The sequence below is a fragment of the Ditibartonella choladocola genome (assembly GCF_002007565.1).
Lineage (GTDB): Bacteria > Pseudomonadota > Alphaproteobacteria > Rhizobiales > Rhizobiaceae > Bartonella > Bartonella choladocola.
Genome location: NZ_CP015625.1, coordinates 352406 through 376480, shown reverse-complemented (window position 1 = coordinate 376480; position 24075 = coordinate 352406). Strand labels below are relative to the sequence as shown.

At 46.9% G+C, this 24075-nt stretch carries 20 protein-coding genes, 1 other RNA gene and 1 pseudogene; 7 read left to right on the top strand and 15 right to left on the bottom strand.

Annotation, left to right across the window (positions count from 1 at the left end; all coding sequences use genetic code 11):
• Nucleotides 1-390 precede the first annotated feature (390 nt).
• The 7 genes and pseudogenes from BBC0122_RS13375 to gshB form a co-directional block, all read right to left on the bottom strand.
• Nucleotides 391-966 (bottom strand): annotated as a pseudogene (locus BBC0122_RS13375) (cell wall hydrolase); the annotation flags it as partial.
• Nucleotides 967-2032: 1066 nt separating this feature from the next.
• Nucleotides 2033-2755, bottom strand: a complete 723-nt coding sequence (gene phoU / locus BBC0122_RS01690) for a phosphate signaling complex protein PhoU (RefSeq protein WP_077990691.1) — start codon at nt 2753-2755, stop codon at nt 2033-2035.
• 17 nt (nt 2756-2772) lie between these two features.
• On the bottom strand, nt 2773-3531 hold the full coding sequence (gene pstB / locus BBC0122_RS01685) for a phosphate ABC transporter ATP-binding protein PstB (protein ID WP_077990690.1): 759 nt from the start codon (nt 3529-3531) through the stop codon (nt 2773-2775).
• Between the two features lie 68 nt (nt 3532-3599).
• The gene (pstA, locus tag BBC0122_RS01680; RefSeq protein WP_077990689.1) at nt 3600-4892 is read right to left on the bottom strand and encodes a phosphate ABC transporter permease PstA; all 1293 of its coding nucleotides are present in this window, start codon (nt 4890-4892) and stop codon (nt 3600-3602) included.
• A complete protein-coding gene (gene pstC / locus BBC0122_RS01675; RefSeq protein WP_077990688.1) occupies nt 4889-6373 on the bottom strand; it encodes a phosphate ABC transporter permease subunit PstC in 1485 nt (494 codons plus the stop codon). The genes pstA and pstC overlap by 4 nt, the downstream gene beginning before the upstream one ends.
• A gap of 56 nt (nt 6374-6429) precedes the next feature.
• Nucleotides 6430-7479 carry a PstS family phosphate ABC transporter substrate-binding protein gene (locus tag BBC0122_RS01670; protein ID WP_077994407.1) on the bottom strand — a complete coding sequence of 350 codons (1050 nt, stop codon included), beginning with the start codon at nt 7477-7479 and terminating at the stop codon, nt 6430-6432.
• 141 nt (nt 7480-7620) lie between these two features.
• Nucleotides 7621-8559 carry a glutathione synthase gene (gene gshB, locus BBC0122_RS01665; protein WP_077990687.1) on the bottom strand — a complete coding sequence of 313 codons (939 nt, stop codon included), beginning with the start codon at nt 8557-8559 and terminating at the stop codon, nt 7621-7623.
• An 85-nt stretch (nt 8560-8644) separates the two neighbouring features.
• Here gshB and BBC0122_RS01660 point away from each other — a divergent pair, with 85 nt between their 5' ends.
• On the top strand, nt 8645-9412 hold the full coding sequence (locus tag BBC0122_RS01660) for a molybdopterin-synthase adenylyltransferase MoeB (RefSeq protein ID WP_077990682.1): 768 nt from the start codon (nt 8645-8647) through the stop codon (nt 9410-9412).
• Between the two features lie 162 nt (nt 9413-9574).
• Here BBC0122_RS01660 and BBC0122_RS01655 read toward each other — a convergent pair whose 3' ends face one another.
• The 6 genes from BBC0122_RS01655 to BBC0122_RS01630 all read right to left on the bottom strand — a co-directional run bounded on the left by BBC0122_RS01655 (nt 9575) and on the right by BBC0122_RS01630 (nt 16843).
• Nucleotides 9575-9808: a hypothetical protein gene (locus tag BBC0122_RS01655; RefSeq protein ID WP_077990674.1), complete on the bottom strand. Its 234-nt coding sequence runs from the start codon at nt 9806-9808 to the stop codon at nt 9575-9577.
• 549 nt (nt 9809-10357) lie between these two features.
• A complete protein-coding gene (locus BBC0122_RS01650) occupies nt 10358-11983 on the bottom strand; it encodes an ABC transporter ATP-binding protein (RefSeq protein ID WP_077990672.1) in 1626 nt (541 codons plus the stop codon).
• Nucleotides 11980-13140, bottom strand: coding sequence for an ABC transporter permease (locus BBC0122_RS01645; RefSeq protein WP_077990670.1), 1161 nt, complete (start codon nt 13138-13140; stop codon nt 11980-11982). The genes BBC0122_RS01650 and BBC0122_RS01645 overlap by 4 nt, the downstream gene beginning before the upstream one ends.
• Nucleotides 13140-14246 (bottom strand): microcin C ABC transporter permease YejB, encoded by a 1107-nt coding sequence (locus tag BBC0122_RS01640; RefSeq protein WP_075869757.1) that lies wholly within the window; start codon nt 14244-14246, stop codon nt 13140-13142. Before BBC0122_RS01640 ends, BBC0122_RS01645 begins: the two co-directional genes overlap by 1 nt.
• Before the next feature lie 168 nt (nt 14247-14414).
• Entirely contained in the window at nt 14415-16238 is a 1824-nt protein-coding gene (locus tag BBC0122_RS01635; protein WP_077990668.1) for an extracellular solute-binding protein, read from the bottom strand.
• Nucleotides 16239-16297: 59 nt separating this feature from the next.
• Nucleotides 16298-16843, bottom strand: coding sequence for a c-type cytochrome (locus BBC0122_RS01630; protein WP_077990665.1), 546 nt, complete (start codon nt 16841-16843; stop codon nt 16298-16300).
• Between the two features lie 118 nt (nt 16844-16961).
• Between BBC0122_RS01630 and BBC0122_RS01625 the strand changes: the two genes are divergently transcribed.
• Both BBC0122_RS01625 and BBC0122_RS01620 read left to right on the top strand, forming a co-directional pair.
• Nucleotides 16962-17702 (top strand): 3-deoxy-manno-octulosonate cytidylyltransferase, encoded by a 741-nt coding sequence (locus BBC0122_RS01625; protein ID WP_077990664.1) that lies wholly within the window; start codon nt 16962-16964, stop codon nt 17700-17702.
• Nucleotides 17699-18559: a prephenate dehydratase gene (locus BBC0122_RS01620; protein ID WP_077990662.1), complete on the top strand. Its 861-nt coding sequence runs from the start codon at nt 17699-17701 to the stop codon at nt 18557-18559. Before BBC0122_RS01625 ends, BBC0122_RS01620 begins: the two co-directional genes overlap by 4 nt.
• A 384-nt stretch (nt 18560-18943) precedes the next feature.
• Here BBC0122_RS01620 and nudC read toward each other — a convergent pair whose 3' ends face one another.
• Together nudC and BBC0122_RS01610 are read right to left on the bottom strand one after the other, a co-directional pair.
• The gene (gene nudC / locus BBC0122_RS01615; protein ID WP_077990661.1) at nt 18944-19858 is read right to left on the bottom strand and encodes an NAD(+) diphosphatase; all 915 of its coding nucleotides are present in this window, start codon (nt 19856-19858) and stop codon (nt 18944-18946) included.
• 18 nt (nt 19859-19876) lie between these two features.
• Nucleotides 19877-20287, bottom strand: coding sequence for an HIT family protein (locus BBC0122_RS01610; protein WP_077994405.1), 411 nt, complete (start codon nt 20285-20287; stop codon nt 19877-19879).
• A 68-nt stretch (nt 20288-20355) separates the two neighbouring features.
• Between BBC0122_RS01610 and ffs the strand changes: the two genes are divergently transcribed.
• The 4 genes from ffs to recR all read left to right on the top strand — a co-directional run bounded on the left by ffs (nt 20356) and on the right by recR (nt 24075).
• Nucleotides 20356-20453, top strand: an RNA gene (ffs, locus tag BBC0122_RS01605) — signal recognition particle sRNA small type.
• 190 nt (nt 20454-20643) lie between these two features.
• Complete coding sequence (locus BBC0122_RS01600) at nt 20644-22644, top strand: DNA polymerase III subunit gamma/tau (protein WP_077990660.1); 2001 nt, start codon at nt 20644-20646, stop codon at nt 22642-22644.
• A gap of 5 nt (nt 22645-22649) precedes the next feature.
• Nucleotides 22650-22973 (top strand): YbaB/EbfC family nucleoid-associated protein, encoded by a 324-nt coding sequence (locus BBC0122_RS01595; protein WP_077990659.1) that lies wholly within the window; start codon nt 22650-22652, stop codon nt 22971-22973.
• Between the two features lie 496 nt (nt 22974-23469).
• Nucleotides 23470-24075, top strand: coding sequence for a recombination mediator RecR (recR, locus tag BBC0122_RS01590; RefSeq protein ID WP_077990658.1), 606 nt, complete (start codon nt 23470-23472; stop codon nt 24073-24075).

Sequence of the window (24075 nt, the reverse complement as noted above, 5' to 3'; positions counted from 1 at the left end):
TGGTGCGGGATAGCCAACTGTTGTCGAACCTGTCTGCGTATGGTCAACCGAACGGGCGGCAGGTTTGGGAGCATAATTGTAATTTGCATCGGCAACCATAACCTGTTTTGGCGCAGGCGTTGGAGCCGTCTGGAATGGCAAATAAGGTTCTTGAGCCTTTTCAACCGGCTTTGCATGGGAAACGGCCGGTTTTGCATCGGCTACAACCGTATTGGTTTGATGAGTAGCGACGCTTTTCTGTGATGAAAATGGCTTGGCTTCAACCGGTACAGGTTGAGCTTGGGCAATCATCACCGGCTCGCTTGTCGGCGCTGTCTTGACCGGAAGTGCAGGTGCCGGTTCTGAAACGGCTTTCGGTGCCGCCGGTTGTGCACCCCGCCCCGGAGTTGTGAACTGCGGTGCATTGCCGTTCTTTTCCTGCGCAAAGGCAAAAGCGACATCATAAGGCGCATCATTGGTCGGAACTTGCAATTCGCCGTCACGCCCACGCTTTTCATAAAATGCGTTACCGCCAGCAACCTGAACATAATGGATATTTTTATAAGGGAATGTCAAACCGGCGGTGTGAAAAAACATGGCATTCTTGCTCTTTTTCGCCCTTTCGCCGCGTAACACTGCATCGGCCGCTTCACCCGCTCTCGCCATTGCAGCAGGCTCTGTCATCGGTTTTGTCAAAACACCGGGAGCGAATTGGTTGGGCTGGCCGACAACGCCGCAAATTGTCTTTGGATATGCTGTCGAATTCACACGGTTCATAACCACTGTTCCTACAGCAATCATACCATCACGGCTTGAACGGTTCGATTCAAAATACATTGCCCGCATCAGGCAAGTGCGCTCTGTCAGGGGAAAAGAAGCCTGTTTATTATTTTTATGCCCGAAACCGAAATGGGTCGATGCACAGCCTGTAACGATGAACGGTGCAAGCAAAATTGCAGCGGTACTTGCCCAACGGAGTTTTTTCATCTTATCAAATACCATTCTTAAGTTTCGTTTTCTCTCTCACCCGTAAAAACAAAGGCAAAAAAAGGCCAAATGAAGGCAATGCTTTTTGCGCCTCCATCGCGAACCGGTTTATTGAACCGAAATCCTTGTAAAAGACTATCGCTTTAAACCTTTTAAAAATAATTAACCGCGTTTTTCCGCGCGCTTTTCACGCCCGATCATGCCGGTTCATGCTGCAAATTCAAAACCGCCGGAATGAATTCGGAGCATAAAATTAAATCATTGTTTTTATTAAGTAAAATATTACAGTTCTGACAGCCCACGGAAGATCAATCGCCTATTCTGACTTATTCTTCTGCTTCTATGTCATTGTAGCTGTTCACTAATTGTTAACGCTAAAACGACAAATTGTGCCTATAAAACGGATTTTGTCGCAAAATCGGGCCGCGCCACCCGTCGGTGAACACTTTTTCCACCCTTTTGAGCAGGATTTCACAAGGTCTCACCAGCCCTTTGTTTTCGTTTTTTTCAACCTTCATGAACTTGTCTGATAGCCGATTTGCGCGTGGTTCATTCGTGCTTTTTCAATTTACGCTTTTGTCCCGAGCCGAATTTCCAACGTTTTATGGCAACCTGTTTATCGTTTTCTGTGCCCTCTGTTTATCACAGGTAACCATTCTTCTCTTAACCCTTTTCGGTTGGCTTTATGAGCCAATGTCGTCGAGAAAACTTTGTTTGCCCGCTCTGTTCACGCCGGTCTTGCGAAAGGAAAATCGTGAAGATCAATCTTCATGACATCTGTGCACTTCGTAGCTGCGGGCATTGGTCAGCCAATTTTCAACGAGGAAAGTACCAACAGGGAACAAAGTGTTCCGATTGTCAATTTCAAAATGAAAAACATAATTCGAATAACGAAAATCCGTAATTCGATCAGGATTATTTCATGCCGCTGGAAAAATGGCCTGTTTACATAAGGCAAACGGATTCACCTTCCAAAAGGCGAAGATTTCATCACCTTGGAATATCGATATTTTTGAAAACGCGAAAAAGCTACGTTTCTATAACGAAATGCCCATTATGCCAGCCACTATTTCGTGGCTTTTCCATCTGCTCCGACTTTATAAGTCATATCATCACGCGGGCGATCCGTGCTCAAATAAGTGCCGGTCATGATATAGTGCAATGTCTCTGCAATATTGGTTGCGTGATCGCCGATACGCTCGATATTTTTGGCGCAAAATAGTAAATGCGTGCAAGCGGTAATATTGCGCGGGTCTTCCATCATATAAGTGAGAAGCTCGCGAAACAGCGACGTATACATAGCGTCAATCTCTTCATCCCGGTTACGTACGGCATCAATCCGTTCAAGCGAGCGGCTGGCATAAGCGTCCAACACTTCCTTGAGCTGGTTGAGCGTTAGTGTCGCGAATGATTGCAGGCCATGATACAAGCTTGCCGGTTGTCGGCTTTCGACAATAGCGGCTGCCCTTTTTGCAATGTTTTTCCCCATATCGCCAACGCGTTCCAGATCGGCAGCAATGCGCATAGCACCGATAATTTCACGCAAATCCACCGCCATTGGCTGGCGTTTTGCAATAATCGCCACCGACTTTTCGTCGATTTCGCGTTCGGTTTCATCAAGAAACATATCATCGGAAATGACCTTTTTAGCCAAGTTCAGATCATTATTCACGACAGCATTGACTGCTTCTTCGATCATCTCGCTGGCGAAAGTTCCCATTTTCGCAATTTTTGCTTCAAGGTAGCCCAATTCCTCATCGAATGAACGGACGGTATGATTTATCGGCATAAGCGTGCTCCCTGAATTTAACCGAAACGACCGGTAATATAATCTTGTGTACGTTGCTCTTTTGGCGATGTGAACATCATCTCGGTTTCGCCCACTTCAACGAGATCTCCCAGATGGAACATCGCCGTATATTGCGAAACGCGTGCAGCCTGCTGCATTGAATGGGTGACGATAACAATTGTAAAATTCTCGCGCAAATCATCAATCAATTCTTCAATGCGCGCCGTCGCAATCGGGTCGAGTGCGGAACAGGGTTCATCCATCAAGATAACTTCCGGACTGACCGCAATGGCGCGTGCAATGCACAAGCGTTGCTGTTGGCCACCTGAAAGACCGGTTCCGGCATCGTTCAAACGGTCTTTGACCTCATCGAACAAACCGGCCTTGACAAGGCTTTGTTCAACAATCGTATCAAGTTCCTTGCGTGATTTGGCAAGTCCATGAATACGCGGCCCATAGGCGACATTCTCGTATATGGACTTCGGAAAAGGATTGGGCTTTTGAAAGACCATGCCGACACGGGCGCGCAATTCGACAACGTCAATGTCGGGATCATAAATATCCTGCCCGTCAAGAGTGATAAGGCCGGTGACTTTTGCCCCGTCAATTGTATCGTTCATACGATTGAGACAGCGCAGAAACGTTGACTTCCCGCAACCGGACGGGCCAATCAGTGCCATAACCTGATGTTCAGGAATATCAAGGCTGACACCATGCAAAGCTTCTTTGGTGCCATAAAACACTTTGACATCCTGACCACGCATCTTGATTTTCATTATCGACCTAATCCTATTTCGTCTTGAGCCAGAACAGGCTCGCTAAATCAATATGTTCAACTTTTATTCTACCAGCGCCGCTCGAACTTACGGCGCAGCAATACTGCGGCTATATTCATGATAGCGAGAAACGCCATCAAAATAATGATCGCTCCGAATGTGCGTTCATTAAAGGCACGTTCCGGTTCATTTGCCCACATGTAAATTTGTACCGGCAAGGCTGTTGCAGGTTCCATCGGGGTTGCCGGATAATTTGCAACAAAGGCAACCATGCCGATCAGCAAAAGTGGCGCTGTTTCTCCCAAAGCCCTTGCAAGACCGAGAATTGTACCGGTAAGAATTCCAGGCAAAGCAAGCGGCAAAACATGACCAAAAACGGTTTGCGTTTTTGATGCTCCAAGTCCCAACGCTGCATCACGGATTGAAGGCGGAACCGCCCGCAAAGCAGCACGCGTTGCAATAATGATGGTTGGCAGCGTCATGAGCGTTAATACCAGCCCGCCGACAATTGACGAGGCGCGCGGCAGATGCAGGAAATTGATAAAAATGGAAAGCCCCAACAAGCCAAAAACAATAGACGGCACGGCCGCAAGATTATTGATGTTGACCTCTATGATATCATTGAACCTGCTGCGGCGGGCAAATTCTTCAAGATAAATCGCAGTTGCGACCCCGATTGGCAAAGACAATATCAATACGATTGCCATCATATAAGCCGAACCGATAATGGCAACGCCAAGCCCTGACGTTTCCGGACGGCTCGAAGCCCCGAATGTAAAAAGCCCTTTATTGAAAGCTTTATGGAGCGTGCCATCGGAAGCGAGTTTTTCCATCCACCCGATCTGGCGATCGGTAACTTTACGATTTTGTTCGGGAACAGAAAGGTCGATTTGTCCTTTGAATGCTGAATCTATATCGGCGGCGGCTAACACATCAATAGTGCGGGTTTGGCCGATATAATCGGGATGTTCGACAAGAAGCTTACGTATTTCAACACGCACACCACCTGAGATCATACGGTTGAGTTCACGCATTGCGCCATGGTTATTCTTGTCGACGCCGAGCTTGTCTGCCAGAGTATTGCGCACAAGAAGCGGATAATTTGCGGTAATGAGAACTTTGGGATTTGTGAGCCGCTCGCCTTTCGGGTCAATAATGTGTTCATCGAAATAGACCGGCAAGGTCATCGTTGTCTGCTGAAAGGCACTCAAACCTTGAGCGATAATCGACCATAAAAGAATAACGAGGAATAAAAGCCCGACCCCGATTGCTAAAAGCCCATAGGCGCGGAAACGCCGTTCCGCCCGATAACGGCGCTTTAAACCGATGTCGCGTCTTGGCGTTTGAACAACGTTACTCATTCATATTGTTCCCTATATTTACGCACAATATAAAGCGCAAAAACATTCATCAACAGTGTCAGTACAAAGAGTGTCATACCGAGGGCAAATGCAACCAATGTCTGCGGCGAATTGAATTCAAGGTCGCCGGTGAGCTGATTGACGATTTTTACTGTCATCGTTGTCATGGCCTCGAACGGATTAAGGGTCAGATTTGCAGCAACACCGGCTGCAAGAACCACAATCATCGTCTCGCCGATAGCCCGTGACGCGGTCAGCAACACTGCACCCACAATCCCCGGCAATGCTGCCGGAAGAACAACCTTTTTAATGGTTTCAGACTGTGTGGCTCCAAGCCCGTATGAACCATCACGCAAAGCCTGCGGTACTGCCGATATAATATCGTCGGAAAGCGAGGATACAAAAGGTATCAACATAATTCCCATGACAAGACCGGCAGTCAAAATGCTTTGCGACATAATGAAACCTTGTCCGCCGGCAATAGCAATTGAAAGATCACGTAAAAACGGCCCGACAGTAACCAGAGCGAAAAACCCGTAAACAATTGTCGGAATACCGGCGAGAACCTCCAATAACGGTTTGATAATTGCACGTACACGGCGGGACGCATATTCCGACATGTATATTGCCGCAAAAAGCCCGACAGGAACCGCAAAAATCATTGAAACCAATGCGATATAAAGTGTACCGGCCAGAAGCGGCAGCAAACCGAATTGCCCGACAGCACCGGCCGAACCGCTTGCGCTGAAACGCGGATCCCAAACAGTACCGAAAAAGAAATTCGACAACGGCACAACTTTGAAAAAACTGATCGTTTGGAACAGCATCGAAAAGAAAATGCCAATGGTTGCAAGAATAGCCACGATAGAGGCAATAACGAGACCGGCAAACACCATCTTCTCGACTTTGTTGCGGGCGCGTTTTTTCTCGCCCACACCAAAAATCCCGCAAAACAGGCCGACGATTGCAATAACCAATGTGACAATCAAACAATAGAAATGGGATTTCGTCGCCCCTTTATACCATTCTATGGCAACCGGAATAAGGCTATCTGCTCCTTCACTTGGCAGCATGATGCCTTTCTTTGCCATATCATCGCTTATTGTCTTATAAGTGAGCGGGGATGCCGGATGATTAAGATCAAGATCTGCAATGTCGGTTTTGGCGGCTGAAAAAGCGCGGGTAAGGCTGTCAACCGTGCTTAATGCCAAACTGTGATTTAACGTCTCTCCGCTTTTTATAATTTCGGTCAATCCGGTCGAAGCACGTTCTTCAAGATAGACAGCACTTCCCAATTCCCACAATATAAGAACGAGAAAAGCAGGAACGACGGTCAACAAAAATGTCCACCAGCCAAAATAATATGGCCGCGAATGCAATTTTTTGCCTTGTTTCTCGATTGAAGCGGCACGCTTTCCCGAAATGACAAACCCGGCTATGCCAAGAGCAAAAATAACCAAGATTAATAGTGATATGGACATTCCATTTTCCGGTTTTATTTCAAAAATAACGCGGGAATTTCCCGCGTTTGCTCACTTCATTTATCAATTGACATGACAGTTCCACTCTCGAATGCGGCCCTTTGCGCTTCCCGTTCGCTATCAGGCGCGGGAATAAGGCCATAATCTGCAAGCGGACCATCCGGCCCGATCATCTGGTCAGACAAGAAAAATTCGACATAGTCTCTCATACCCGGAATGACCCCCAAATGGGCTTTCTTGACATAGAAAAACAGCGGACGGGAAACCAGATACTTTCCACTCGAAATCGTGTCAACATTGGGGGTAACACCATTAACGGTCGCAACTTTCAGCTTGTCAGCATTATTTTCATAAAATGCCAGCCCGAAAACCCCGATCCCTGTTTTATTCGACATAACACGGGCAAGGGTTTCCGAATAATCGCCATCAATATCGATAGCCCTTCCATCCTTGCGAATGCTTATACAAGCGGCGGTAACTGCCTTGTCATCCATCGAAAGAGTTTTCATGCTTTCGGCCGCACCACTTTGTTTGCAGCCTTCAGTCATCAATTTTTCCTCGAAAACTTCTCTTGTTCCATGTTTTTCGCCGGGGATATATGCGTTGATCTCCCAGTCGGGCAATTTCGGGTCAATCTCGCTCCATTTTTTATGTTTATTTTCAACAAGCTTCCCGTCAACAACGATTTTTGATGCCAATGCCTTATAAATATCGACAGGCGTCAAATCGAGATTTGGCCCGTGAATATCGCTTGCAAAAACAATCCCGTCATAGCCGATGCGAACTTCTTCGACTTCCGTGACACCGGCGTCAAAACAGGCTTTCAATTCGGTTTTTTTCATCGGTCGGGAAGCATTGGCAATATCTATGGTATTTTCACTGATACCGCGGCAAAATTCTTTGATTCCCGCACCCGAACCACCTGATTCTATAACAGGTGTACGATAATTGGTAAAAATTTCACCGAATGTTTCTGCAACTATTTTGGCATAGGGCAAAACTGTCGATGAGCCGGACACTTGAATATAATCGCGCGCATTAGCGGTGCTGCAAGAACAGGCGGTAACCAGTATCAGGCCCGCAACTGTTGGAAGCAATCTGCTCATCCACGCACCCATGGACTACCGGCAGCTTTTTTTAACAAGACTAACAATGGATTGTTATTTCTCTCATAATGCTTGTTACAGTTTCTGACGAATACCTCATACAGTCTAAAGCGATTTTTGACTATCTTTATATTGGCTTTTTCAACCTTTTATTTTGTTTTCCACATGATTCCAGAAAATTTTTGCAGCATCGGCACCACCAAAACGTTTCAGTTCGCGGATGCCGGTTGGCGAAGTGACGTTGATTTCCGTCATATAATCGCCAATGACATCGATTCCGACGAGAAGAAGACCGCGTTTTTTCAATGACGGGCCAATCCGTTCGCAAATTTCAAGGTCGCGGCGGGTTAATTCCGTTTTCTCTGCACGGCCACCAATATGCATATTGGAACGGGCATCGGTCGAGGCGGCAACGCGATTGATGGCTCCCACCGCCACACCGTCAATCAATATGATGCGCTTGTCACCGGCACTCACATCTTTCAGATAACGTTGCACGACAAAAGCTTCAGGATAAAGTTTGTTGAACATTTCAAGGAGCGAGCCGAGATTCTTGTCGTCCTTTTTCAACAGGAAAACCCCTGCCCCGCCATTTCCATAAAGTGGCTTGATAATAATATCGCCGAATTCGGAGCGAAAATCATTGACCTCTTCAACATCACGGGTAATGAGCGTCTCCGGCATCAGGTCGGGAAATTCGGTAACAAAGAGTTTTTCAGGGCTATTGCGTACCCAATTTGGATCATTCACGACCAAAGTCTTATCCATTATCCGTTCAAGAATATGCGTGGTCGTAATATAATTCATATCGAATGGTGGATCCTGCCTGAGCAAAACAACATCCATTTGTTGAAGCGGTGTGCGCTTTGCCTCACCCAATTCGTAATAATTGTTTTCCTCGTCCCGCACTTTTAATGCTTCGATACGGGCGGTCACCTCTCCATTCAACATGGAAAGCCGGTCGGGTGTATAATGGAACAGTTCGTGTCCCCGCCTTTGCGCCTCCAATGCCAGAGCAAATGTTGTATCTCCCTTCATATGGATGGTCGAGATATGATCCATCTGGATAGCTATTTTCATAAGATTTGCCTCATATAATCAAAGCGGGCTGGTCAATCGTACCATGAGTCACTAGATAGGAATGAAATATGACAAGGGTTAAGACATGACGCAAGCACCAGATGAAAAATTAAACAAGGAAGAAATAGAGCGCTATGCACGCCACATTCTTTTGCCGGAAATCGGTGGTGCCGGTCAACAGAAACTTAAAGCTGCGAAAGTGCTGGTTGTCGGTGCGGGCGGGCTTGGAGCGCCGGTTTTAACCTATCTTGCAGCCGCCGGTGTCGGCACTCTCGGCATTATTGACGATGATGTGGTTTCGCTTTCAAACCTGCAACGGCAGGTTATCCACAAAACTTCGGCAATCGGCGAAAAAAAGACTGAAAGTGCTGCCGAAACGCTCGAAGCGATCAACCCGCATGTCAAACTCGACCTTTATCCAATAAGACTAACGGAAGAAAATGCTGCTGAAATTATCGGCAAATTCGATCTTGTCATTGATGGTTCGGATAATTTTACCACCCGTTATCTTCTCGCCGATAGTTGCGAAAATTTGAAAAAACCGCTTGTCAGCGGTGCAATCGGGCGTTTTGACGGCTCTTTAACGGTACTCATGCCTTATCTCGGCGGCGAACACCCCTCCTATCGCGATCTCTTTCCGACCCCGCCACCCAAAGGGGTTATACCGACATGTGCAGAAGCCGGCGTGATCGGTGCTCTTCCCGGTGTTATCGGTTCGTTAGAAGCCATGGAAGCCATAAAAATCATCACCGGTTGCGGTGAACCGCTTATCGGAAGGCTGCTCCTTTACGACGGGTTATCAGCCCGTTTCGAGACAATCCGCTATAAAAAAAGAACGTCGACACAAAAATAAAAACGCAGTTTGTTCTTTTGAAACAACGCTTTGTTTTTTTTAAAACAATGCCTCTCGAAGCGCGTATTTTTTAGCCCCGTCTTTCTAACTCTGTCTTTCTAACTCTGTCTTTCTAATAAAGTCGGGCCGTTTTGAATAACAGAATCAATTGTTCTGAAAAGATTATTTCTGTTTGTCGGTCGACAAATTATCGGATGTAATGTTCTTTTCCAATAATGGACTGTCGGAATCCGATAATGGGCCATTATAATCTTCAAGATTACCCGCATCGAGAAGCGTTTCATTGGTTTTATAGGCATTGCCATCCGGCATGGTCTCGTGACGGCGCTCATGTCTATTTTCTGGCTTGTTTTTATGATCGGGTGACTTATGCCCATTTTTATGTGCTTTTGTCATAATGTCTTTCTCCTGAAAGTCTCACAGCTAAAAGACATTGAGCGGATCAAAAACTTTTCAAGACTTCAGGCTTTATTTCGCTCACAGGCTCTGATGCTCTTTCATAACTTCGGCAAAACCACTCCAAAGATTGCCGGTTTTGAAAGCCGAGAAATCCTCGCTTATGCGCATTGTTCAACAAAAAAATAGTTTTGATAATTGTTATTTCCTGAAGCTATTCCAGCCAAGTAATGCACTATCGGCTCGGCGTTTCTGCTGATGTTTATCGCCACGATTTTTATTTCACTCAAAGAAAATACAAGAAAAATTCAAAATATATGAAAGCAGAAACTCGACCGGCCAAAAAACTTTTCCAAGCAAAAAGCCGGATGACCCAAAAACTGGTTAACCAAAAAACTTGACCAATCAAAAAACTTGGCCAATCAAATATCTGGATGACTTAAAAATGCACAACAAAAAACTGCCCTTCAGTTTTTAAACTGCACTCCAGTTTTTATAAGCAGAAATTGCATTTTTGCTTTGCTTGGCTGTATTCAAGCTTGATAAATATCAAGCGTCGGCAATGTCATTCTTATCGACGCTTAAATCGAAAGCGGCATTCATCAAAGCTCTGGTATATTCGGTTTTCGGTGATGAAAACACTTCTTCTGCCGGTCCATGTTCAACCATTTGACCATTTCTCATGACAATAAGATCATTGGCCAATGCTTTGACAACTTTCAGATCATGGCTGATAAAGAGATAGGCGAGATTGTGCTTTTGTTGAAGAGTGCGCAACAAATCGACCACTTGTGCCTGAACGCTCATATCAAGAGCCGATGTCGGTTCATCGAGCATCACAAAACGCGGATTGAGAACCATGGCGCGGGCTATCGCGATGCGTTGGCGTTGACCACCGGAAAACTCGTGCGGATAGCGATTGCGCGTTTCAGGATCAAGATCGACTTCTTCTAACGCACGGACAACACGTTCATCGCGTTCTTCGTAATTCAGGTTTTTCTCGTGAATGAGCAGCCCCTCGGCGATAATTTCACCAACCGACATTCTTGGCGACAGCGAGCCGAACGGATCCTGAAAAACAATCTGGATATGACGGCGCAAAGGTCGCATCTGTTTGAAGGAAAAATGTTCAATATCTTTCCCGTTAAAACGGATATGGCCTTTTGAAGAAATCATACGGGTGAGCGCGAGACCCAGTGTGGTTTTTCCCGAACCGGATTCGCCGACAACGCCCAATGTCTGTCCTTCACGTATGGTTACGTCAATATCATTAACCGCCTTGATATAATCGACCGTGCGGCGGAAAAAACCTTTTTTAACCGGAAACCAGACTCTGACCTTTTCCCCTTCCATAACAACAGGAGCATTTTTATCGGCTTTCGGCGGATTTCCTTTCGGCTCTGCGGCAAGCAGTTTTTTGGTATAGTCATGTTGCGGGTGATTGAATATGTCGGCGGTTTTTCCCGTCTCGACAATTTTTCCGCCGGTCATCACACAAACACGGTCGGCAAATTTCCTCACAATTCCGAGATTATGGGTAATAAAGAGCATCGACATCGAACGCTCTTGCTTGAGCTTTTCAAGAAGTTCGAGAATTTGCGCCTGCACTGTCACATCAAGTGCGGTTGTCGGCTCGTCGGCGATAAGAAGTTTCGGATTATTGGCAAGTGCCATTGCAATCATAACGCGTTGGCGCTGGCCGCCAGATAATTGATGGGGAAATGACGACAAGCGTTTTTCCGGCTCGCGGATTCCCACTTGAGTGAGAAGCTCGATCGTGCGTTGGCGAGCGTCTTTATCCGACATGCCTTCATGAACTTTCATCACCTCGCTTACCTGCCGCTCGACCGTGTGGAGCGGATTGAGCGAAGTCATCGGTTCCTGAAAAATCATTGCAATGTCTTTACCACGAACTTTCTGCAAAGATTTTTCATCAAGCTTCATCAAATCCTTATTGTCAAAAAGGATTTCGCCTGAAGGGTGGCTTGCCATCGGATAGGATAAAAGCTTCAGAATAGAAAGCGCGGTTACAGACTTTCCCGAACCTGACTCGCCGACAAGCGCGAGTGTTTCACCGGAATTGATGTCAAACGAGACGTGATCGACGGCAAGTGTTTCCTTGCCATCCTGACGAAACATCACCGAAAGATCGCGAACACTGAGCAAAGCTGTCATTGGAATGTCTTCCTCGGATCGAAAGCATCACGGGCGGCTTCACCGATGAAAGCCAGAAGCGACAACATGACCGCAATAGCAACAAAGCCGGTAATGCCAATCCACGGAGCATTGAGATTGGTAGCCGCCTGCCGCATGAGTTCTCCAAGCGAGGCCGACCCCGGAGGCAAACCGAAACCGAGATAGTCAAGCGCGGTCAAAGTCGAGATACCGGCCGTCAACAAAAACGGCAAATAGGTAAGAGCTGCAACCATGGCATTGGGAAGAAGATGGCGTATCATGATCGTGATATTCGGTACACCCAGCGCCCTTGCTGCATTGACATATTCAAAATTTCTGGCCCGCAAAAATTCCGCACGCACGACGCCAACCAGCGCCACCCACTGGAACAGCAACATAATTCCCAGTAGAACCCAGAAGCCTTGGGCAAGAACCGCCGCCATAATGATGATGAGATAAAGCGCGGGAACCGAAGACCAGATTTCGATGAAACGCTGGAAAATGAGATCGACCCAACCGCCGAAATATCCCTGCACGGCACCGGCAGCAATGCCGATAATCGAAGAAACCGCAGTCAAGATAACCGTAAACAATATGGAAACACGAAAGCCGTAAAGCACACGCGCAAAAACATCACGTGTCTGGTCATCTGTACCAAGCCAGTTCCAGTTTCCGATTGTGCATTCGGGATCCTTTGCACCGAGAGCGTAATTCTTGCACCGTTCGTCTTTACTTTGGAGCCAGAATGGCGGAGCCAGCGCAACAGGCTTGTTGCCGACTGTTGTATCATAGGAATAATGCACCGGCGGCCATATTGCCCAGCCATGTTCGTTGATTTCTTTCTTGATATAATCTTCACGGAAATCGACCGTTGCAAGGACACCGCCAAATTTGGAATCGGGATAGTCGAAAAGCACCGGAAAAAGCAGTTCGCCTTTATAGGATGCGATAATCGGTCGGTCATTTGCAATAAAATTGGCGCCAAAAGAAAACAGGCAAAGAATAAGGAAAATCCATAACGACCACCAGCCGCGACGGTTTTTCTTGAAGTTTCTCCACCGCCGTTCATTAAGCGGCGACAAAAACGGCCTTTTGTTGCGGCGGGGTTTTGCTGGCTTTGCCACGTCGATTGTCTGTCCGGAAGGTTGCTCGCTCATCAAACGTCCCTCTTCTCGAAATCGATACGCGGATCGACAAGCATATAGGTGAGATCGGAAATAAGGCTGACAACAAGACCGATCAACGAGAAAATATAGAGCGAACCGAACACGACCGGATAATCACGATTGACAATGGATGTATAGCTTAAAAGCCCCATTCCGTTTAACGAATATAGCATTTCAATGAGCAGCGATCCGGTGAAGAATGACGCAATGAAAGCTGCCGGAAAACTTGCAATGACAACCAGCATGGCGTTGCGGAAGACATGCCCGTAAAGAACTGCGTGTTCGCTTAAACCTTTTGCCCGTGCCGTGACCACATATTGCTTTCTGATTTCTTCCAGAAAACAGTTTTTGGTCAGCAATGTTGTCGTGGCGAAAGCCGAAATAACCATGGCTGTGAGTGGCAAAGCGAGATGGTGGAAATAATCCAGAATTTTGCCGCCGAGCGACAATTCATCAAAATTTTCCGATGTCAAATGGCTCAATGGAAACCAGTCGAAGAATGACCCTCCGGCAAAAAGCACCATTAACAGAATACCGAACAGGAAACTCGGTATTGCATAGCCAATAATGATAACAGCACTTGTCCATATATCGAATGTGGAGCCATCCTTGACGGCCTTGCGGATACCGAGAGGAATGGAAATTGCGTAAGAAATCAACAATTGCCATAGCCCTAAAGAAATCGAAACCGGCAAGGCACCTTTGATAAGATCGACGACAGAACGCCCTTGCGTATAGGAATCCCCGAAATCGAAACGGATATAATTCCACAACATCGTGAAATAACGTTCAAGCGGCGGTTTATCAAAACCGAATTGCTTTTCGAGTTTTGCTATAAATTCCGGATCAAGGCCGCGTGCACCACGATATTTTGCACTCGCGTCGCTACCTTGAAACGTTACCTCCGATGAAAGCCCCAGATCGCCACCACCGCCGGCAACCCGCCCCATGGCATCGCCACCGGTCCCTTGCAATTGTGCAATAATATTCTCGATAGGACCACCGGGAGTAAATTGCACAATGACAAATGTCACCGTTAAAATGCCGATCAATGTCGGTATAATCAGCAGCAAACGCCGCGCTATATAGGCCGCCATATCTCTCTTTCATCCTTTTTCCGGTATGAGTTTTGTTACGCCCGCAACATGCGAATCAAACCGGTGCGTTCAATTGAACCCCTATTCTGGAACATTTATGGTAAACAAATGACAAACGGCTGATTTCACAGCAATTCCGGTTCATGGGCGCTCTAGTCCACCGCAGTTCTAGTTTTTGTCTTTCTTCACCCACCATGAGGGAATATCAACGCCGCTTGCTTCCGGTTGCGGTTCGGGGATGCCGAATTTGTCCCAATAGGCAATATTGAGATGTTCGGCATACCATTGCGGGATAACGTAATAATTCCACAACAAAACCCGGTCGAGAGCACGCGTTGCAGCAACAAGCTCCTCACGATCTTTTGCATAGATGACACGTTCGATGAGTTTATCGACAGCCGGATTTTTAATGCCCGCAACATTATAGCTTCCCTGCCGGTCAGCGGCTTTCGAGCCCCAATATTCCAATTGTTCATTGCCGGGTGAATCACTTTGGCCGATAACCTTGATGACAAGATCGAAATCGAAATTCGCTTCGCGATTTTGATATTGTGATGCGTCGACAACGCGCATAGATGCATCGATTCCCAAACGTTGAAGATTGGCTATAAAAGGTGCTGTTGCGCGCTCGAATGCCATATCACTTAGCATCACTTCCAATGTGAAAACTTCACCCTTTTTATTGACAAGCCGGTTCTGCTCCAGATGCCAACCGGCTTCATTCAACAAACGCATGGCTTCTGTCAGATAGCGCCTTGATGAATCGGGCTTGTCATAAACGGGGTTGGAAAAGGGTGTGGTAAAGACTTCGGCCGGCACTTCATCTTTGACCGTTTCAAGAATTTCAAGTTCCTTCCCCTGAGGCAAACCTTTTGCCGCCAGATCAAGCCCGTCAAAATAGCTTGAGATCCGATGATAATCATTAAAAAACAACGATTTATTGAGAGACTCGAAGTCAAAAGCGAGGTTGAGTGCCTGACGCACGCGCCGGTCGGCAAATTGCGGGCGGCGGGTATTGATAAAAAATCCTTGCATACGTCCCGATCCGTGAAAGGCGAAACTGCGCCTGATAACTTGCCCGTTTTTGACCGCAGGAAAATCATAGCTCTGGTTCCAGCGCTGGATACGGTTTTCCAAATTCCAGTCGACGAGATTACCTTTTTTGAAAGCTTCCCATGCAGCGTTCGGATCAAGAAAATAGCTATAATGCTCTTTATCGAAATTGAACCGCCCACGATTGACAGGAAGATCGGCTGCCCAATAATTTTTAACCCTTTTCCACGTGATCGATTTTCCGGCTATAAAACTTTCAACCTCGTAAGGCCCTGACCCCAAAGGTATTTCGAGAGTTGGTGCAGTAATATCCCTTTTTTTACCCGTTTCATCGGTCCCCTCCCACCAATGTTGAGGCAGAACCGGCATTTGCCCCATCACATAAGGGAGTTCGCGATTGCCTTTTTCTTGAAACACAAAGGTGACTTCATTTTCACCGGTTTTTTCGGCTTTTTTGACCGAATGATAATAATTGTTGAAAAATGGCGAATTGCTTTTCAAAACATTGAAGCTCCACACCACATCCTCGACTGTAATGGGGCGACCATCATGCCATCGGGCTTTTTTGTTCAAGCGGAATTTTACCCACGAAAAATCGTCCGGATATTGTGCAGCCTCGGCAATAAGGGGATAGTTGACCGACGTTTCTTCGGTCGAAGGTGCCATCAGTGTATCATATTGTTCCCCGCCACCGCGGGAAGAAAAACCCGCTGCAGGTGTACCTGTAACAATATAGGGGTTGAAACTATTGAATGTGCCGGTGCGACTATCGTTAAAAGTGCCGCCTTTGGGCGCATTCACATTGACATAATCATAATGGGTAAAATTGTCGCCATATTTGGGTTCAACTCCGAGAGACAGGCTCGTGCGCCACTCGGGATCGGCGATAGCTATACTATTAAGGGCGAAAAAGAGACAAAAAGCCAATCCGAGTTTCATCAAATCCCCAATCGATTTCAATATAGCCAATAGAAAACAGATTTTATTGATTGTTATTCTTAAGGGTTTAAATGTGGCAATTCAACCGGCTCATCGGAAAGACTACGCAAATAAAGAATAAGATCGGCTCTGTCTTTCTCGTCTTTCACACCGTTAAAAGCCATGGCAGTTCCGGGAATATATTTACGCGGGGAAGCAAGATAGGTGTCAAGCGTTGCAAAGTCCCATGTCTTGCCATTTTCTGCCCGCATGGCGCGCGAATAAGTATATTCGGAAGCGGAAGCAAATGGCCTTCCCACTATTCCATATAAAGGTGGGCCGACGCGTGCAGGGCCATTTTTTGCCGGTGTGTGACATAAACCGCATTGGCCGAATACCTTGCGGCCATTTTCAATATCGGCCTGTTGAAGCCTTTCCGCCAATGATATTTGTTGTTTCGGCTCTGCCTTTTCGGTAACCGGTGCTTCTTCACCGTTGATTGAATAAACAATTTTTGCCGGTTGCTGGTGGTCATAAACAAGGTCACTGCCATAAACGATTAGAAAAAGAAAAACAGCCCAGAGAAGACAGGCGGCAATAAGATCGTTGACAGTGGATACCTTCATAAAAAATTCGGTCGCTTAAATTTTATAGATGTTGAAAATTTAAGTCTTTTGCGTCATCAACGCAACATCTATAAATCGGATAGAATAAACTGGGATAATAATCTTCAGGACGATGATGATGGCTTTTTCTACTCTTATACTTATTCCTGCCCGCATGTCTTCAACACGACTTCCCGGAAAGCCTCTGGCCGATATTGCCGGAAAGCCGATGATTGTACATGTTGCCGAACGCGCCAATAAGGCAAATCTCGGCAGGGTGGTTGTTGCAACCGACCATGAAGACGTTGCCAATGCTGTCAAGGCGCATGGAATGGAAGCTGTCATGACACGTCCCGACCACCAATCGGGTTCCGACCGTATCTATGAAGCATTAACGCTTCTTGATCCGGATAACCGTTTTGATGTCATTGTCAATGTGCAAGGTGATTTGCCAACAATTGCGCCGCATGAAATTGCCGCAGCATTGGAACCACTTGAAAACCCTGAAACGGATATTGCCACTTTAGGAGCTGAAATTTCGGTTGAAGAGGAAAAGTTCAATCCGAATGTGGTGAAGATCGTTGGTTCGCCGATCGGAAAAACCAGATTGCGCGCACTCTATTTCACCCGCGCGACAGCACCCTATGGCAAGGGGCCGCTTTACCACCATATCGGCCTTTATGCCTATAAACGTAAAGCACTTCAACGTTTTGTCTCGTTACAACCTTCCTATCTTGAAAAGCGGGAAAGCCTTGAACAATTGCGTGCACTTGAAGCAGGCATGCGCATTGATGCGGAAATTATCGAAACTGTGCCTTTAGGGGTTGATACAATTGAAGATCTCGAACACGCAAGAGAAATGATCGGGGCGGGAAAATGACAAAAACCAATAAAATAGCGTTCCAAGGTGATTACGGCGCCAATTCCGACACAGCATGTCGCAATATGTTTCCCGAAATGGAGCCTTTGCCCTGTACGACATTTGAAGATGCTTTGCATGCGGTCGAGAGCGGAGAAGCCGATCTTGGCATGATTCCGATTGAAAATACGCTTGCCGGACGTGTTGCCGATATTCACCATTTGTTGCCGCAAACAAAACTCTTCATCATCGGCGAATATTTTTTACCAATCCATTTTGAATTGATGGTGCTGCCCGGTGTCAAACGTGAAGAGATAAAATCGGTTCATAGCCACATCCATGCACTGGGACAATGCCGCAAAATTATCCGCGACAATCATTGGCAGGCGGTCGTATCATCCGACACGGCGGGTGCTGCCAAATTTATCAAACAGGCTGGTGACCGCACACAGGCAGCCCTTGCACCAAAACTTGCAGCCAAACTTTACGGTTTGGATATCATTGAAGAAAATGTCGAAGACTCGGAAAATAATGTAACGCGTTTTGTCATCCTCTCACGGGAAGAGAAACGCGCACCAAAACCCGAAAACGGCGAAAAGGTCGTGACCAGTTTTCTTTTCCGTGTGCGCAACGTTCCGGCAGCACTTTATAAAGCCATGGGAGGTTTTGCGACCAATGGCGTCAACATGACCAAGCTTGAAAGCTATCAGGTTGGCGGCACATTCAATGCGACACAATTTTTTGCCGATATTGAAGGCCACCCCGATCAGCCGATGGTGCGCCTTGCTTTGGAAGAATTGGGCTTCTTCTCGACCAAGGTCAGAATAGTCGGTGTCTATCCGGCAAGTCCTGTCCGCGACACGAAAATTTATGGGTGAGGTTCACCGGCTTAGCCGGACGGTGCTCTTAAATCACAGAAATCGGCAGAAATGTACCGATTGTTATTTGTGCGTTTCGAGCATGAATTTTTACCCGGACTTTTATCCTGCTTATGGCAAGTGATAATATTTGAGGGTTGACAACAATCGGATGAGAATTTTTCGGCCATAATGATGAAGGTTAGAGAATGGCCGCTCTCAAGGCTTGAGATCAACACATGTGGCTTTTGTATTTTCCGTCCGGTCGAAGCATCGGGTTCAGAACGGATGAGACAAGCTGTTCAACACGAAATACCACAAGCGGATAATTTTGAGGCACTCGGTTAAATGATATAGCGGCGCTTTTCAAAACTCACAAAAACCACCGCCACCAAAAGCCATATCCTAGTCGATAAACTTCTTTTCCAGCCATTCCCTTATCAAAAAATTAGCAATTGCTGCGCGGGGTGGCAAATGCAGGCCTTGTTCATGGCGACCGGCCATCATGAGTGCTACTTCCTGACGGGTAAACCAGCGCCCGTCTTCCATCTCGTCATAGCCGATGGTAATCTTGTCGTCGAGCGCTTCGGCATGACAACCGAGCATCAAAGAATGCGGAAACGGCCAAGGTTGGGAAGCAATATAGACCACCTTGCCCACCGGTATTCCCATTTCCTCGCGTGTTTCGCGACGCACCGCCATTTCCAATGTCTCCCCCTGTTCGACAAAACCGGCAAGGCAGGAATAACGCCCCTTTTCAAAGCTCGGTGTGCGGGCAAGAAGGCACTTGTCCCCAAAATGGACAAGCATGATGGCAACCGGATCTGTTCTCGGAAAATGCTCGGTCCCGCAAGCCGTGCAGATGCGCTTTGCACCGCCTGCCGCAATCCGGCTGGGCTTGCCGCAACGCGAACAAAAGCGGTTATTTTTGTGCCACATGAGCAATGAATAGGCTTGTGCGAGAACGCCCGATTGCGTCTGGCTGAAAAGTGCGCGGCTATAAGCTTCCCTCAACCCCACCTGATTGAATGGTGAAGGGGGTTGACCGGCAAATTCTTCAACCGGCAAAGCAATAACCGGATTTTCATCTTCCCAACCAAGAAGGCAGGCTTCTTCCCATTGCGGCTTGAACAGCTCTAACGATTTTTCATCAAGATAGAGATCGGCTATCCCTTTAACATTACGATAGACGATTGAAAAACCGTTGAGCACAATAAAATGCGCATGATGGTTTTTCTGCTCGGCTACGATTGTATCCGTACGCTTTTCAAGCTGCCGGTTGATAGGGTTTCCGATAAATGCAATTGCAGAAGATGTCATATTCAATCCAGCCTTAATTCAATCGAGCCTCAGTTGCAGCTTACGAATAAGCTTGCGAGCGGCTTCATCGCTATAGGGAACGGGTTCTCCATATCCCCAGACCGTTTTCGGCCAATTTATATCGCCTTCGTTACGGGCAATAATGTGCACATGGAGTTGTCGTACGATATTGCCGATAGCGGCTGTGTTGACTTTATCGCATCCGGTGATGGCTTCAAGTGCTACAGCAACCTCGTTCATTTCGGCAATAAGAACCTGTTCATCGTCAACGGAAAGATGATGTATTTCTTCCGCTCCGGCAATGCGGGGGACGACGATGAGCCATGGCCAGCGGGAATCATTCATGAGCCGGACATCGGATAAGGCAAGCCCGACAATGAAAAAACTGTCTTTTTCCAAACGTGGATCAAGTTTAAATGGCTGTTGCAACGTATTTATCTCCATGTTTTTCGTTTCACGACTTGCTTTTTTGTTTCAAATTAGCGATATGAACGCCGGGAGGTTGGTGGTGGACGAGCCACTCGCCAACCGGGTCAGGTCCGGAAGGAAGCAGCCCTAACGAGCTTCGGCACGGGTCACAGTGCCAGCCTCCCACTCATTATACCAATCACATCTTATTCAGGTCACGTCTTGTTTATCGGAAAATTCGGGCAATGGCGTTTTGAAAAATTCCCTAAACTGTCGAAAATCCCCACCTGAAATCCTATATTTAACACAATTGGTTGACGCAGACGCCGTCAAAGTCCACATTCAGGAAAATCACATTTCGGAAACTGGAAGAACACATGGAAAGCACTGAGGCAGAGACAGGTTATCGCGTTCTCGCCCGAAAATATCGGCCACAAAATTTTTCCGACCTTATCGGTCAGGAGCCGATGGTGCGCACACTTACAAACGCATTCGATAGTGGACGGATACCGCAAGCATGGATGTTGACTGGCGTTCGTGGCGTAGGAAAAACCACGACAGCCCGCATCCTTGCGCGTGCACTCAATTACAAGACCGACACAATCGATAAACCGACAATCCATATGGACAAGCTCGGCGAACATTGTAAAGCCATTATGGAAGGCCGGCACGTCGACGTGATCGAAATGGATGCGGCATCCCATACCGGTATTGATGATATAAGAGAAATTATTGAACAGGTGCGCTATCGTCCGGTTGCAGCCCGTTTCAAAGTCTACATTATCGACGAAGTCCATATGCTTTCGACGCAGGCCTTCAATGGCCTGTTAAAAACGCTGGAAGAACCACCCCCGCATGTAAAATTCATTTTTGCCACAACAGAAATCCGCAAAGTTCCGGTGACTGTCTTGTCGCGTTGCCAACGCTATAATTTGCGGCGCGTTGATTCAAATGTGCTGGCAGCTCATTTGAGAAAAATCTCCGATCTTGAAAAAATCGAGGCCGAAGACAGTGCTCTTGCTTTGATTGCCCGTGCCGGAGAAGGTTCTGTTCGCGATGCGCTTTCAATACTCGATCAGGCGATTGCCCATGGTGGCGGCAAAGTCGATGCTGATTCTGTGCGTACCATGTTGGGGCTTGCCGACCGCACGCGCATTATCGACCTTTTTGAAATGATTATGAAAGGCGATGTTGCCGGCGCTTTAAAAGAATTTCGCGATCAATATGACGGTGGAGCCGACCCGCTTGTCATTTTGAACGAGCTTGCCGATTTCAACCATCTGGTGACCAGACTGCGTTTTACGCCCGAAATTGCCAATGATATTTCTCTCATTGAAGAAGAGCGGGAACGCGGGCTTGATTTTTCCAAAAAGCTGTCTGTGCGCGTTCTCTCAAGTACCTGGCAAATGCTTCTTAAAGGTACTCAGGAGGTTGATTCGGCTGCAAGTCCGATTGATGCTGCCGAAATGCTTTTGATCCGGCTCACCCATGCGGCCGACTTGCCAACGCTTGACGAGGCGCTGAAAGCCTTTGGCGAGGGAAAGCCTGCTATCAAACTTCCACCAAGTTCCGATGGGGCACAAGGCAAAGATGATTCGGGCGGTGTAAGCGGCAATTCCGAAAAAAGCAGTGCCAATTCCGGAAAAAATATCATGGAAGAACAATCCGCAACAAAAAATGTGTTGGCGGGTAATTCGACCGGCAGTGACAATGCTTATTCAACGGGAACTCATGAAACTGCCCGTGCAGAGATTGATAATAGCTCTCGCAATAACGCCGTGGCGGAACAGCAGAATTTGCAAAGCCCTTCCCCGCAAAAAGCACCAACCATGCAATTGGTGAGCACGTCTTCGGCCGCATTGGAGCCGGACGAGCAGGTTTCGCAACCCCTCGAAAGAAATAACGAAACAACGGAAGAGAACAGCGAACCGGCAGTAAGCAGGGTTATTCTTCATTCCTTGCAGGATGTTGTCGATCTTGCCGACAAGCATAATGACATGCAATTCAAACTTCTGGTCAAGGAATTTGTGCGTCCCGTTTCGTTCCGCCAAGGCCGTATCGAATTTGAACCAGCTGAAGGTATGCCTCGCTTTTTTGCCCATGACATGGCGAAAATGCTTAGAGAATGGACAGGCGAACGCTGGACTGTGACGGTCGTCAACGAGGGCGGCGGATTGACTTTGCGTGAAGAGGATGAAAAAGCCCATCAGGCACTTCTATCGGACGCCGAAGCCGATCCCGATATTGCCAAAATTTTGAGATATTTCCCCGGTTCAAAAATTGTCGATGTGCGTGTCAACCGATCCGACGACAGTCTTGATTTGACCAATAATGACGATATGACTGATGAAGACGACGAAAACGATCAAGGAGAATAAACCCCATGCGTGACATGATGGGCATGATGAAAAAAGCCAAAGAAATGCAGGCAAAAATGCAGGCCATGCAGGATGAAATGGCAAATATTCAGGAAACGGGGACATCGGGCGGTGGTCTGGTCAGTGTGACTTTGACCGGTCAGGGAACCATTTCTGCAGTCAAGATTGATCCTTCACTGGTAAAACCCGATGAAGTTGAAATTCTTGAAGACCTGATTATGGCCGCACATAATGAAGCCAAAGCGAAAATTGAAAACACAATGGCTGAAAAAACCAAGGAAATTACCGCCGGTCTACCAATACCTCCCGGCTTCAAACTGCCATTCTGATTTGTGTTTTCCTTCGGTTACCGACTTTTAAAACCGGTAGAGAAGACAAGAAACAAAAGACGTTTCAAAAAGCTCGTTGTGTGGAAGCACAAGGGCTTTTGTTTTTCATTAAACAACAATTCGGCTAAATGCCTATCCGCTCTGTTCAAAGCTCGATAAATCCGTTTTCATGCATTCGCTTACACGGATATAAAAATTACACTTTGAATAATGGGAGCGTGATAAATATGGCTTTTGCCGCTCGCAAATAGTGATAATGAAAACAGGTCAACAACCGGTATCAAGCCGGATTGTAAAAAGAATCGGAGTAATGAAGACGTGTGATGAAAAGGCGGGAACAATTGTTATTTCAAAACAATCGGTTTTTAAACTCCATGCTTTTGTTGTAACTATCTGAAAATAATCTTCATATCAAAAGACGGTATATCCGTTAGATTCAATTCAATAGCTGGCATTTTCCAGAAGTTTGCATATATATTTTTAAAAGAGTTCGTCCATGTCAAAGCATCTTGCGGGTCCCGAAATAGAAAAGCTCATCCAGCTTCTTGCACGTGTTCCAGGTCTTGGGCCACGTTCGGCAAGAAGGGCTGCACTTTTCCTGATTAAAAAAAAGGAAGTTTTGTTAAAACCTCTGGGTCTTGCTATGCAGGATGCCGCTGAAAAAATCCGTATTTGTTCGGTCTGCGGTAATGTCGATACATCCGACCCCTGTTCGATTTGCACCGACCCGCGGCGCGATCAATCAACGATCATCGTTGTCGAAGATGTCTCCGATCTATGGGCGCTGGAGAGAGCCGGTACAATGCAGGTCAAATACCACGTTCTGGGTGGACATCTTTCGCCGCTTGATGGCATAGGGCCGGATGATCTTAACATTGCAGGTCTTGTGAACCGCGTGGCAGAAGGCAATGTCAAAGAAGTCATTCTGGCAGTCAATGCGACAATTGAAGGCCAGACCACAGCCCATTATCTCACTGACCTCCTTCATCCCTATCCGGTGAAAATTACCCGTCTGGCACATGGCGTTCCGGTTGGCGGAGAACTGGATTATCTTGACGATGGCACTTTGGCTGCGGCGTTACGAGCAAGGACGAGTCTTTGA

What these genes read in the sequence shown, in the direction of transcription:
- phoU (WP_077990691.1), bottom strand. Translation starts at nt 2,755, where the DNA reads ATGCCGATAAATCATACCGTCCGTTCATTCGATGAGGAATTGGGCTAC.
- BBC0122_RS01650 (WP_077990672.1), bottom strand. Translation starts at nt 11,983, where the DNA reads ATGACAGCTTTGCTCAGTGTTCGCGATCTTTCGGTGATGTTTCGTCAG.
- pstC (WP_077990688.1), bottom strand. Translation starts at nt 6,373, where the DNA reads ATGTCCATATCACTATTAATCTTGGTTATTTTTGCTCTTGGCATAGCC.
- BBC0122_RS01640 (WP_075869757.1), bottom strand. Translation starts at nt 14,246, where the DNA reads ATGGCGGCCTATATAGCGCGGCGTTTGCTGCTGATTATACCGACATTG.
- BBC0122_RS01600 (WP_077990660.1), top strand. Translation starts at nt 20,644, where the DNA reads ATGGAAAGCACTGAGGCAGAGACAGGTTATCGCGTTCTCGCCCGAAAA.
- pstB (WP_077990690.1), bottom strand. Translation starts at nt 3,531, where the DNA reads ATGAAAATCAAGATGCGTGGTCAGGATGTCAAAGTGTTTTATGGCACC.
- BBC0122_RS01655 (WP_077990674.1), bottom strand. Translation starts at nt 9,808, where the DNA reads ATGACAAAAGCACATAAAAATGGGCATAAGTCACCCGATCATAAAAAC.
- recR (WP_077990658.1), top strand. Translation starts at nt 23,470, where the DNA reads ATGTCAAAGCATCTTGCGGGTCCCGAAATAGAAAAGCTCATCCAGCTT.
- BBC0122_RS01670 (WP_077994407.1), bottom strand. Translation starts at nt 7,479, where the DNA reads ATGAGCAGATTGCTTCCAACAGTTGCGGGCCTGATACTGGTTACCGCC.
- BBC0122_RS01620 (WP_077990662.1), top strand. Translation starts at nt 17,699, where the DNA reads ATGACAAAAACCAATAAAATAGCGTTCCAAGGTGATTACGGCGCCAAT.
- gshB (WP_077990687.1), bottom strand. Translation starts at nt 8,559, where the DNA reads ATGAAAATAGCTATCCAGATGGATCATATCTCGACCATCCATATGAAG.
- BBC0122_RS01645 (WP_077990670.1), bottom strand. Translation starts at nt 13,140, where the DNA reads ATGAGCGAGCAACCTTCCGGACAGACAATCGACGTGGCAAAGCCAGCA.
- BBC0122_RS01635 (WP_077990668.1), bottom strand. Translation starts at nt 16,238, where the DNA reads ATGAAACTCGGATTGGCTTTTTGTCTCTTTTTCGCCCTTAATAGTATA.
- BBC0122_RS01660 (WP_077990682.1), top strand. Translation starts at nt 8,645, where the DNA reads ATGACGCAAGCACCAGATGAAAAATTAAACAAGGAAGAAATAGAGCGC.
- BBC0122_RS01595 (WP_077990659.1), top strand. Translation starts at nt 22,650, where the DNA reads ATGCGTGACATGATGGGCATGATGAAAAAAGCCAAAGAAATGCAGGCA.
- BBC0122_RS01625 (WP_077990664.1), top strand. Translation starts at nt 16,962, where the DNA reads ATGGCTTTTTCTACTCTTATACTTATTCCTGCCCGCATGTCTTCAACA.
- BBC0122_RS01630 (WP_077990665.1), bottom strand. Translation starts at nt 16,843, where the DNA reads ATGAAGGTATCCACTGTCAACGATCTTATTGCCGCCTGTCTTCTCTGG.
- nudC (WP_077990661.1), bottom strand. Translation starts at nt 19,858, where the DNA reads ATGACATCTTCTGCAATTGCATTTATCGGAAACCCTATCAACCGGCAG.
- pstA (WP_077990689.1), bottom strand. Translation starts at nt 4,892, where the DNA reads ATGAGTAACGTTGTTCAAACGCCAAGACGCGACATCGGTTTAAAGCGC.